Here is an 11,070-nt window from a genome sequence, read left to right as displayed (position 1 = left end):
CGGGATGGGCTCGCCGAACAGCTCGACCCGGCCCGCGGTCGGCGCGATCAGACCCATCAGCATCCTGATCGTGGTGGTCTTGCCCGAACCGTTCGGGCCGAGGAAGCCGAACACCGCGCCGGGCGGCACCGACAGTTCCAGTCCGTCCACCGCGAGCTGCCCGCCGCAGTACCGCTTCGACAGCCCGCGCGTCGCGATGGCTGCCACACCGGGTACCGCGTTGCGCGACGATGTCGCGTCGCCCCCTACGTCGCGCAGAGACGCCATGTCGCGCTCCGCGCCGTGTGGGGATGCGACGTCGCGGCCTGCATCGCGTAGGGACGCCATGTCACGTGCTGTGCCGCGTAGGGTTGCGACGTCGCGCTCTGCATCGTGCAGAGATGCCATGTCACGTGCTGAGTCGCTTTGGGACGGCAGGTCGCGCGCCGTGCCGCTCGGGCGCACTGAGTGCGCTGTGTCCGCTGCGTCGCCGGCGGTCACGTCGTTCCCTGTCTCGGTCGCGGTCACGTCATTCCCTTTATCAATGCATTCCCTGTCACTTCATTCCCTGCGCGGCGGCGTCGGCCTTGAGCAGGGATGGCGTCACCGAGCCGACGAACAGTCGCCCGTCGTTGGTGATCAGCACGGACAGGAAGTCGGTGGTGTACAGCTTGCCGCTGCCGAACGCGCCGCTGACCGGCGTGCCCGCGCCGAGCAGGGTGTCGATGTAGGTGGAGGGGTCGCCGTTGAACAGGCCAGTCGCGTTGCTGTGCTTGTCACGCTGCCCGGGGTCCGAGAGCGAGCCCGCGCCCTTCGCCAGCGCGTTCAGGTCCACACCGTGCAACTCGACGACGGTGAGCCAGTCCTTGCCGAGGACCTGCGGCGCGAGGCTCTCGGAGTTCATGCCGTTCGCTTCGCCGCCGCGCGTGCCCTTCGAACCGGCGCCGTTCAGCTCCTGCACGGTCGCCCCCTTGGGCGGGGTGAAGTTGAACTGCGCGTCGCTCGGCGCCGAGAAGGAAACCGAGGTGAACCCGACCTCGAACGCCGGGGTGCCCGAACCGGCCGGGTAAATCGCGACCTGAAGCGGCGCGCCGTTCTGGTAGTCGATCGCGATCGTGACCTTCCCGATCAGCGAGCCCTTCTGCTTGGGCGTGATCACGAGCGTGTACGCGGCGCGGCCCGCGACGGACTGCGTGCCGTCCACCGTCACCCCGGTGGTCGGCGTGATCGCGGCCAGCAGTTGCTGCGCGGCCTGCTGCGGCGTGAGCGGCGCCTTCGCGAGCTGCTCGGCCTTGGCCTTCGCGTCTTGCTTCGCATGGTCACCGGAAGTCAGCGTATTGTGATCGGCGCTGCCGTGTTCGACGCTGTTGTGCTCGCTGTCGTAGAGCCAGACCTGGGTGCCGTTGTGCACGAGGTCGTACTCGGACATCGTGTCCAGCAGCGCGATCCGCTGCTTCTGTGGGCCGTTCGCGGCGACTTGCAGCGTGTGCGTGCCGCTGAGCAGCGACAGCGGGTTGGCGCCGCTGGACATGTCGGGCAGCGCGGGCAGGCCGATGTTGGTGGTCAGCGAGACCGTGCCCGAGTACGCCGTCACATTCGACTCGGCGGCCTTCACCAGCAGGTTCTGCGGCGAGATCGGCGGCAGCGTCGGCGCGGCCGAGGCGAACTGCGGCGCGAGCGCGGCCCCGGTGGCCACGATCGCGACCACCGAGAGCGGCGCCAGGGCACGCACGCCGCCGCGGCGCAGCGGGCTGGACGTGGTCGTTGTGCTGTCGTTCTCGGTCATCTCTCGGGTCACTCCCCGTGTTGTGTCGCGGGTTCGGTTCTGCTACCTCCTATCACAGCACCGCGCGACGTCCGGGGGATCGTCCCAGGGAGGGTTCTTCACGTAGTTCTCACGAACTACGCTCATCGTCCTCACTGTCGACGCCGTTCGAGCTAAGACCGCTGTCCGAGCTAAGACACAACGCCAAGACACCGCCTCAGCGGTAGTTGATGAACTGCACGGCGAAGTCGAAGTCCCGCCCCTTCAGCAGCGAGATCACGTCCTGCAGGTCGTCCTTGGATTTGCCGGACACCCGCAGCTCGTCGCCCTGGATCTGCGCCTTTACTCCCTTGGGGCCCTCGTCCCTGATCAGCTTGGAGAGCTTCTTGGCGTTCTCCTGGCTGATCCCCTCGGCCACCTCGGCGGAGATCTTGTACACCTTGCCGGACAGCTGCGGCTCGCCGGCGTCCAGGGCCTTGAGCGAGACGCCGCGCTTGACCAGCTTGTCCTTGAACACGTCGAGGACTGCCAGCACCCGGCCCTCGGCGTCGGCGCGCAGCTCGATCTTCTCGCCGGACCAGGCGATGGCGGCGCCGGTGTTCTTGAAGTCGAACCGCTGCGCGAGCTCCCGCGCGGTCTGGTTCAGGGCGTTGTCGACCTCCTGCCGGTCGACCTTGCTGACGATGTCGAAGCTGGACTCGGACGCCACGGCGCGCTCCTCACTCGGCGACGGCTCTCGCTCTTCGAAGACCGTTCTCCAGAAGCACAGAGCCTACCGAGCGGACGTGAAAGGGCGGGCCGCCCCCGTGGGGACGACCCGCCCGATCGGATCAGTCGGCCGGATCAGCCGATCGGATCAAGCAGTCGGATCAACTGCGTGTCTGATCGGCTGACTGCCGGCTCAGCGGGACGCGTTGTCGTTTTCGCCGCCGCCGAAGCCGAACGACTCCAGGAACCACGCGGTCGGCGAGCCGAGGCCGGTCGCGTTGTCGAAGCCGCGACCGGCGTTCAGACCGTAGTCGGTGCCGATCGTGTACAGCCGGACCCGGCGCGAGCCGTTGGCGTTGTACCCGAGGTCGTACACCACCGACAGCGGCTGGTCGCCGATGTGCGCCGCAGCCGGGTGCGCCGTGACGTCGGTGTACAGGCCGTCGCGCAGGTACAGCGCCGGGTTGGCGAAGCCGAGCGGGTGCCCGTGCTGCGCCTGGATCGCGTCGGCGAGGATGCCCGCGAAGGACGGCGAGGACACCGAGGTGCCGCCGTAGCCGGCCTCCGAGTAGGGCGCGCCGTCGGACATGCCGACCAGCACCGAGGTGAGCAGGTCGCCGTTCATCGCCACGTCTGGGATCACCCGGTGTGCGCTCTTGACGGTCTCACCGGTCATCAGGGTGTGCGACAGCCTGTTCGGTACGGCCCACATCTGGTACCACGGCTGGGCGAAGTCCTCGCTCGTGCCGCCGCCACCGCCGAAGTACCAGTAGCCCGGGAACGGCGACCACGACTTGCCGTCGCTGGACAGAACCGAGCGCTGGTTGCCCATGGCGGTCTCGAACTTGTACTTGCCCGAGGCGCTGGAGATGGCCAGGGCGGTACCGCCGACCGCGGTCGTCCACGAGTCGGAGGCCGGCCACTGGGTCTGCGGCTCGGTGGTGTTCGGGTCACAGTTCGCGCCGGTCGACGCGGCGGCCGGGGAGTTGTCTCCGCAGTCGCCGGACGACACGTTGAAGCCGATGCCCTCAACCGCGGCCTGCTTCAGCGTCTGCTCGTAGGGCGCGATGATCGTGGTGTCGAAGTAACCGGCCGGGCCGTGCATGATCTCGCCCCAGGAGTTGGAGACCACGTCGGCCAGGTGGTTGTCGACGATCAGCTGCCAGGCGGCGAGCAGGTCCTGGTCGGAGCAGGAGTTGCCGCCGACGTACACGACGTTGGCGTTCGGCGCGTAGCCGTGAGCCATCTCGACGTCGAGCGACTCCTCCGGTGCCCAGCCACCGGCGCCACCGCACGCGTCCTGGAGCTCCCAGTTCGACGGCGTGACGTACTCGGTGTACTGGCCCGGCTTGAACGGCGCGTCACCGTGGTTGACGGCGTACTGGTTCGCGTCGGCGAGCATCGTCGAGGAGCCGTAGGCGTCGACGATCGCGATGGTCGCGCCCCTGCCGGTCAGGCCGGTCTCGCTGACGCCGTAAGCCTTGCGCAGCTGGGACGGGTAGTAGGAGCAGGGGTCGGTGGACTCAGTGGCGGTGTAACCGGTGGGGAAACCGGTAGCCGTGTACTGGCCCCAGTAGGTGGAGCAGGGCTCGGGGATACCGGTCGCCGGAGTGCTGCCCTTCGTACCGATGGCCTTGGACACCGAGACGGAGTTAGGGCGCGCAGCGGTGTTGGTAACACCGTCCAGGCCAGTCACGCTCAGCATGCCCTTGGCGACAGCGCTCGGCAGCTTCAGGTCGCCGCTCGGCGCGTGGTGCGTGCCGGTGCTGGTGGAGTAGTTGTGCAGGCTGGTGCTGAACGTCGCCTGGATCTGCGCGGCGGTCGCGGAGATGTCCAGGTAGTGCGCGGTCGCGGAGGTGATGGTCACCCCGTGCCCGGTCAGGTAGGCCTCCAGGGCCGCGGTGTTCGCGGCGGACGGGCCGAACTTCGCAGCGGCCTCGGCCGCGCTCAGGTACTTGCCGTACAGCGAGGAGGACGGGTTCGAGACCGCGGTCGCGTACGCGGACAGGCCCGCCGGGTCCTGCGAGGCGAGGTAGACGCGGGCGGTGACCGCGGTGGCCGCGGGGACGGCGCCCCGGTCCGCCGACGGCGTGGCCCAGGACGGATGGTCGACGGCGATCGAGGACGTGGTCGCTGCGGCGTCGGCCGGCGCGGCCGCCGAGAGCGCGGTGGCGAGCAGCGCCGCGGTCGGTATGAACACCGCGGCGGCCCGCTTGGCCCGCCGTTGTGCGGCGAGTGGCATGAGTGGCCTTCCTCCCCTTTTTTCAGTCTCCGGGCGAACGGCCCGGACGATGTAGGTGCTGGACTGGCTGCGTCCGGCGCGACGGGCCGCGGTTCGTGCGGCCTGTGACAGGTGGGGACCGTGGGACTACGGCGACGCGTTGCGGACAGCGGAACCATTGCTACTGCGCAAACCGGCTCCGGCGCAATGCTTATCTGAAAATAATGGGGAACTTGCCCGATATTCGCCGAGCCATCAGCGACTTACTGAGGACGCGGTGCGGCGAAACAAGGGATTCCCCTACTTCCTGTGCTTTCCGCACTTCCCACGTCCTGGCGACTTCCCATCTCGGCCAGCCGTACGGCGAAGTCCTCGGACGGTGTGCCAAGCCCGGTCGCGGTGTCGTAACCGGGTGCGGCCAGTAGCGGGCCGTCGTCACCGAGTCCGGCGAGCACCGCGGGTTTGCCCGGAATCGGCGGAAATACCTGGCTTCCCGGCGGCAGGTATTGGGGCGCCGCGTCCACGTCCGTGAGTAACGAAGTGCGCGCGCGAGCGTACAGCGTCGGGTTGACGAATCCCAGGGGGAATCCGCCCCCGAACTGGATCGCATCAGCTTCGAGGGCTGCGAACAGTGGGCTCGCCAGACTGGTTCCGCCGACAGCTGATTCGGTGTATCCCACCTTTGCGTACGAGACACCCAGCTCGCCCGATTTATTGCTGTTTGCCAACGGTCTGGTCTGTCCGATCAGCATGCCGGTGAACGGGTCCGCATCCAGCGCGACGTCCGGAACCGTGCGCCGGGGCGTCGTGGCCGGTGCGCCGGTCGGCAGCGTCCCGGCCAGCGTCGCGGGGACCTGGCAGATCTGATACCAGGGCTCTGCGAATTGTGCCGAGGCGCCGCCCCCGCCACCGTAGATCCATCCCAGCGATCTCCACTGCTCACCCGAGAGTTCCCACGCGCGGGTGCCCCACGCCGTCTGACGTCTGATACTCCCGTCGGGCCCGACCTCGATGCTCGTGCCGCCGACCGCAGTCACCCACGGATCCGCCGCCGGGAACGAGGTCTGCGGCTGCGTCGAGCCCGAGCCGGATGCTCCGCCGCAGCGGCTCGTCGGCGCGTTCACCCCGCAGTCACCCGCCGGGAAGTCGACGCTGATGCCTTCCAGCGCGGCGACCTGGAACAACCGGTCGTAGCGCTGGATCACGTCCGCGGACATGTCGCCGCCGGTCGTGCTCACCGGCCCGCCCCAGGACGCCGTGACCACGTCGGCCGAGCGGTGCGCCACGACGTCGGTCAGCGCGCTCAGCAGGTCCGAGTCCTGACACGAATTCGCCCCGTAGTAGGCGATGTGCGCACCGGGCGCGAGAGCGTGCACCGCCTCGACATCCAGCGTCTGCTCGGCCGCCCAGGACCCGACTGCGCCGCAGAGGTCCTGGAGCGTCCACGCTTTCGGCTCGACTTTTTCCGTGTACTGACCAGCGATGAATGGTGGATCGCCGTGTCGTGCGGCGTATTCGTTCGCGTCGGCGAGAATCGTCGGTGAGCCGTAAGCATCGAGTACTGCGATGGTCACGCCTCGACCTGTCGTGGCATCCGCGTCGTACGCGGACCGCAATTGCGCCGGGGTATATCCGCACACAGCGAAAGGTGGATGTGTACCGAACGCCGACGGATAAGTACTCGCAGTGATTTGCCCGAAGTAAGCGGAACACGGCTGCGGCGGTCCCGCGGGAGCGGCCACCGCCCCGCCGCCGTCAAGCGCCGCCAACACGTCGTTCGCGTCAACACGCTGCGAACGCATGAGATCCCCGGTCGATCCGCCGGGCGCACCGCGCGTGTCCGGGTGCTTCGACGCTTCGGGCGCCAGGTACTTCGCGGCCTGCGCCGGTGTGAGAAAGTGCCGGTACCGAGGACTGTGCGGATCGGACACGGCCCGCACCTGCGCGGACAGTTCCGCCGCAAGCGGATCGTCCGCCGCACCGCCGACGCCACCGGCCGAACCGCCTCCCGCGTCTGCTCCCGTACCGACTCTCGAACCACCTCCCGGATCGGCGTTCGCACTCGCCGCGATGACGGTCGTCGTCGCGAGTCCGAGCAATATGGCCGCAACCAGCGCCGGAGCTCTCAGCCGCCGCTGCGAGCGTGTACGAACCCTGTGCTTACCGCCGGCATTCCTCCGGAGCATCGGCCGTGCAACCTCCCCGTCGTCGGTGTGCTCTGACGCTCGGGGACTTTCCCGGCCGATCCGCGCAGGAACAGCCACGCCCACCAACGGGTGAGTCGTCCGCTCACCCGACCAGGAAGGACTGCCGCCAGAATCGCATCCCCGGCTCGCCGACCAGCCCGGCCTCGGTGAGGAACGGCATGATCTTCTCGCCGCCGAACCGGATCGTGTCCTGGTGGTACGGATTGCCCAGCGCGGCCCTGCGCGCCTCGCGCGGGTCGAGCCCGACCGCGGCGTAAGCACGAGGGTTGATAAGGCTGCGACAGGCGATGTACGCGACGTACGCCAGCAGCAGCCTGTGATAGGGCAGCTCCCAGCGCGGCGTGGCCTCGACGGTCCGCAGCAACTCGGCTCGCGCGAAGCTGACGTGCCGGGCCTCCTCCACGATGTGGATCCGGTTCACCATCCTCATCAGAGGCTGGATACGCTCGTCGTCGACCATCTCCCGCTGGAACCGGTCGACCACCTCCTCGCCGATCAGGATCGCGCCCCACATCGCCGGGCCGTGCGCGACGTGTGGCAGCGCCCTGCCGCGCCGGTGCACGGCGCTTGGCGGCCCGTAGGCGGGAGCGCCCATCCACTCGATCATCCGGGCGAACATGGTCGAGTGCCGGCACTCGTCGGCGACCTCCGCGAACGCGTACTGCACGTGCCGCGTGGTCGCGTCGCCCTCGTAGGCCAGTTTCGTCAGCATCCTCATGAGCATCACCTCGAACCAGACGCCGACCGAGGCGACGCTCGCCGCCTCGTGCCTGCCGAGTTCGAGCCGCTGCTCGGCGCTGAGCGAGCGCCACAGCGCGGTGCCGTACAGCGAGCAGCGCTCTTCGAGCACGAAGTCGAGCCCGGGGACCGGCGGCACGGACCAGTCGATCTCCAGTTCGGGGTCGTACGAACGGGCCGCCGTCGATCGCAGCAGCCGCTGCGCCGTCTGCTCCCGGTCTCCCGTCGGACCCCGTCTCCTGCTCTCCACCAGCGTCTTCCCAGCCATCGCGGCCTCCTCACCGTCTGCGTTCTCGCCTCAGCGAAGATATGACTTGAAGTAACAGTTACTTCTGGTAGCATCCTCAGCATGAGTGGACCTGTCAAGGCCGAACCGGGAACCGCGCCCGTCCCGCGCGACGCCCGCAAGGACCGGTGGACGGCGCACCGGACGACCCGTCGCGCCGAGTTCATCGACGCGGCCCTCCGCGTGCTCGAAGCTCAAGGCCCTGATCTGCCCATGGACGCGGTCGCGGCCGAGGCCGGTGTCACGAAACCGGTGCTGTACCGCTACTTCAGCGACAAGGCCGCGCTCGTCCAAGCGCTCGGCGAGCGTGGCACGCAAGTGCTGTTCGCCCGCCTGCTGCCCGCGCTCAACTCGGACGGCCCCGCGCTCGCGCGCACCCGCGAGGCGATCGGGGCGTACTTCGCGGTGATCGACGAGAATCCGAACCTTTACTGGCTGCTCGCCCGGCACGCGACCGAACTGGCGGACGGAGTCGATTCGGTCCAGCACCACAAGGAGTTCATCGCCGGGCAGCTCACCGCGGTCATCGGCGACTACCTTCGCGTCTTCGGCCTCGACTCCGGCGCGGCCGAACCGTGGGCGTACGGCGTCACGGGGCTGGTGCAGAGCACCGGCGAGTGGTGGCTTCAGCGCCGTTCGATGAGCCGCGTGCACGTGGTCGAATACGTCACCCAACTCGTCTGGACCGCGCTCTCAGGCGTCTTGCGCGACGCCGGAGTCACCATCGACCCGGACCTTCCGCTCCCGGCGCCACGCCCCACGCTGTCTCTGCGAACCACCGGTCCCGCGCACTCCCAGCGCCCTCAAAAACCCGGCCGCCGCAACGACGCAGCCGCCCAATAGCCCAACACGCCCCACCCTGCTCCGCGCCATTACGCACCACACGTCCGCGTACCTCGCGCTCCCAATCGGGGAGGTTCGATGGCTGACTTCAACGGTGAGGACGGGTACTCCGGCCCCGCGACCTTGTCCCTGTCCGTACCCACTCTTCCTTCCTCGGCGTCGCAGACTCCGGAGCCTGCCGCACCCCGCGACGCGCCACCAGCCACCCCGCGCGCCGACACCCTCGACCTGCGCGTGACCGTCGACCTGCGCGGATACTTCCAGCCGATCGACGGCCGTTACCACTGGCACGGCCGCATCGCAGCCCACGACGGTCTGAGCGCCGCGCTCGCATCCGGCCGATCCACCGCGACCATCAGCACGCCGCACGGATCAGCGTCCTGCGAGATCGCCGATCCGGATCCGTGGAACCGCTACCGGATCACCGGCACGTCCACGCCCCCGTTCCCGAGCGCCTTCGCGACCGGTGAATCCACCGCGGCAATCACGGATACGCCACGCCGTGCGTCTCTCCCGTCACACACCCGCATCGCCATCATCGGGTCCGGATTCGGCGGCCTTGGTGCCGCGATCCGCCTACGGCAGAACGGGATCACCGACTTCGTCATCTTCGAGCGCGCCTCGTCGGTCGGCGGCACATGGCGGGACAACACTTATCCCGGCTGCGCGTGCGACGTACCGTCGCACCTCTACTCCTTCTCCTTCGCGCCGAATCCCCTGTGGTCGCGCAGCTTCTCGCGCCAGCCCGAGATCCGCGCCTATCTGGAGGACGTCACCGATCGCTACGCGTTGCGTCGCCACCTTCGCTTCGACACAGAGGTCACCGACGTTCGCTGGGACACGGCGAACTCCCGCTGGAACCTGCGTACCTCGCGCGGTGACCTGGCCGCAGACATCGTGATCAGCGCGGCCGGCCCGCTCGCGGACCCCTCGCTTCCGGACGTCCCGGGGCTCGACGGTTTCCGGGGCGAGGTCTTCCACTCATCTCGCTGGAACCACGACTACGACCTGACCGGCAAACGCGTCGCGGTCATCGGAACCGGCGCGTCCGCGATCCAGATCGTGCCCGAGATCCAGCCCCGAGTCGCACGCCTGACGCTCTTCCAGCGCACGCCGGCGTGGGTCCTGCCCCGCCGCGACCGCCGGATCACGGCCGCCGAGCGCTGGCTCTATCGGCACGTGCCGCCCACGCAAAGGGTCGCCCGCCTCGGCATATACGCGGTGCGCGAATCGACCGTCGGCGCGTTCGTCAAACGCCCCGCGCTGCTCAAGTCCGCCCAGCGTCTGGCCCTGCAAAACCTCAACACGGCCGTCGCGGACCCCGAACTGCGGTCCAAGCTGACGCCCTCGTACATCATGGGTTGCAAGCGCATCCTGCTGTCCAACGACTTCTATCCCGCGCTCGCCCGGCCCAACGTCGACGTCGTCGCGTCCGGCCTGGCCAAGGTCGACGGCAGCACCCTGATCTCGCAGGACGGGACGGCGGTCGAGGCCGACGTGATCGTCCTGGCGACCGGCTTCCACGCCATCGACGTCCCGATCGCAAACCACGTATACGGTGTGGACGGGAAGACGCTCGCCGAGGCCTGGCAAGGCGACATGCGTGCGCTACGAGGCACCACGGTGGCCGGATTCCCCAACCTCTGCCTGGTGATCGGGCCCAACACCGGGCTCGGCCACAACTCCATGGTGCACATCATCGAGTCCCAGCTGCGATACATCGTCGACTATGTCAAGACACTCGATCGCTTCGGCGTAGCCGCCCTGGATCCCCGCCCTGACGCTCAGGAGCGGTGGTGCGACGACATAGAGCGTCGCATGACGCCGACGGTGTGGAACATCGGTGGCTGTGCCAGCTGGTACCTCAACGCGGCGGGTCGCAACCCCACGCTGTGGCCCGCTTCGACGATCCGCTTCCGCCGCGAGACCCGAAGCATCGACGTGGACGAATACCACTTGGTCCCCACCGGAGGGAGCGCCCGATGACCCGCCCCGCCACGCCCGACGCGCTCAACCCAGCCGAACGCCGCCCCGCCAGTCCCCCTCCCAGTTCCCCTCCCAATCACACCCCCAACCACCACCCCGCCGACCTCTTCACCATCCCAGAACCCCGTATCCGCTTACGCCCGCTCTCCACCGGCGGCATCCACCTCAACGTCGAGATCCACGGTCCAGACGACGCGCCAACCGTCGTCCTGGTCCACGGCTGGACCTGCTCGATCCCGTTCTGGGCGCCCGTCATCAGCGCACTGCGTCACGATCTGCGCGTCGTCGCCTACGACCTGCGCGGCCACGGAGCCAGCGACATCCCGGGACCCGGCCA

9 protein-coding genes are annotated in these 11,070 nt (G+C 68.6%); 3 read left to right on the top strand and 6 right to left on the bottom strand.

Going from position 1 to position 11,070, the window contains the following annotated elements:
• The 6 genes from VGS97_RS11335 to VGS97_RS11310 all read right to left on the bottom strand — a co-directional run.
• The coding region (locus VGS97_RS11335) for an ATP-binding cassette domain-containing protein (protein ID WP_326853322.1) at positions 1–267 on the bottom strand (267 nt) is incomplete at its 3' end.
• Positions 268–535: 268 nt separating this feature from the next.
• A complete protein-coding gene (locus VGS97_RS11330) occupies positions 536–1,765 on the bottom strand; it encodes a hypothetical protein (protein ID WP_326853321.1) in 1,230 nt (409 codons plus the stop codon).
• 196 nt (positions 1,766–1,961) lie between these two features.
• Positions 1,962–2,453, bottom strand: a complete 492-nt coding sequence (locus VGS97_RS11325; RefSeq protein WP_326853320.1) for a YajQ family cyclic di-GMP-binding protein — start codon at positions 2,451–2,453, stop codon at positions 1,962–1,964.
• Between the two features lie 192 nt (positions 2,454–2,645).
• Complete coding sequence (locus tag VGS97_RS11320; protein WP_326853318.1) at positions 2,646–4,694, bottom strand: S53 family peptidase; 2,049 nt, start codon at positions 4,692–4,694, stop codon at positions 2,646–2,648.
• Positions 4,695–4,936: 242 nt separating this feature from the next.
• Positions 4,937–6,247 carry a S53 family peptidase gene (locus tag VGS97_RS11315; protein WP_326853317.1) on the bottom strand — a complete coding sequence of 437 codons (1,311 nt, stop codon included), beginning with the start codon at positions 6,245–6,247 and terminating at the stop codon, positions 4,937–4,939.
• Positions 6,248–6,962: 715 nt separating this feature from the next.
• The gene (locus tag VGS97_RS11310) at positions 6,963–7,886 is read right to left on the bottom strand and encodes a diiron oxygenase (protein ID WP_326853315.1); all 924 of its coding nucleotides are present in this window, start codon (positions 7,884–7,886) and stop codon (positions 6,963–6,965) included.
• Between the two features lie 81 nt (positions 7,887–7,967).
• Here VGS97_RS11310 and VGS97_RS11305 point away from each other — a divergent pair, with 81 nt between their 5' ends.
• The 3 genes from VGS97_RS11305 to VGS97_RS11295 form a co-directional block, all read left to right on the top strand.
• Complete coding sequence (locus VGS97_RS11305; protein WP_326853313.1) at positions 7,968–8,747, top strand: TetR/AcrR family transcriptional regulator; 780 nt, start codon at positions 7,968–7,970, stop codon at positions 8,745–8,747.
• Positions 8,748–8,825: 78 nt separating this feature from the next.
• The gene (locus tag VGS97_RS11300; RefSeq protein ID WP_326853312.1) at positions 8,826–10,733 is read left to right on the top strand and encodes a DUF4873 domain-containing protein; all 1,908 of its coding nucleotides are present in this window, start codon (positions 8,826–8,828) and stop codon (positions 10,731–10,733) included.
• The coding region (locus VGS97_RS11295; RefSeq protein ID WP_326853310.1) for an alpha/beta fold hydrolase at positions 10,730–11,070 on the top strand (341 nt) is incomplete at its 3' end. The genes VGS97_RS11300 and VGS97_RS11295, both read left to right, overlap by 4 nt.

This window comes from Actinocrinis sp. (assembly GCF_035946395.1).
Classification (GTDB): Bacteria; Actinomycetota; Actinomycetes; order Streptomycetales; family Catenulisporaceae; genus Actinocrinis.
This window is presented reverse-complemented; position numbering and strand designations above follow the sequence as displayed.

Coding starts and splice junctions, on each gene's coding strand:
- VGS97_RS11305 (WP_326853313.1), top strand. CDS start 7,968: ATGAGTGGACCTGTCAAGGCCGAACCGGGAACCGCGCCCGTCCCGCGC.
- VGS97_RS11300 (WP_326853312.1), top strand. CDS start 8,826: ATGGCTGACTTCAACGGTGAGGACGGGTACTCCGGCCCCGCGACCTTG.
- VGS97_RS11330 (WP_326853321.1), bottom strand. CDS start 1,765: ATGACCGAGAACGACAGCACAACGACCACGTCCAGCCCGCTGCGCCGC.
- VGS97_RS11320 (WP_326853318.1), bottom strand. CDS start 4,694: ATGCCACTCGCCGCACAACGGCGGGCCAAGCGGGCCGCCGCGGTGTTC.
- VGS97_RS11310 (WP_326853315.1), bottom strand. CDS start 7,886: ATGGCTGGGAAGACGCTGGTGGAGAGCAGGAGACGGGGTCCGACGGGA.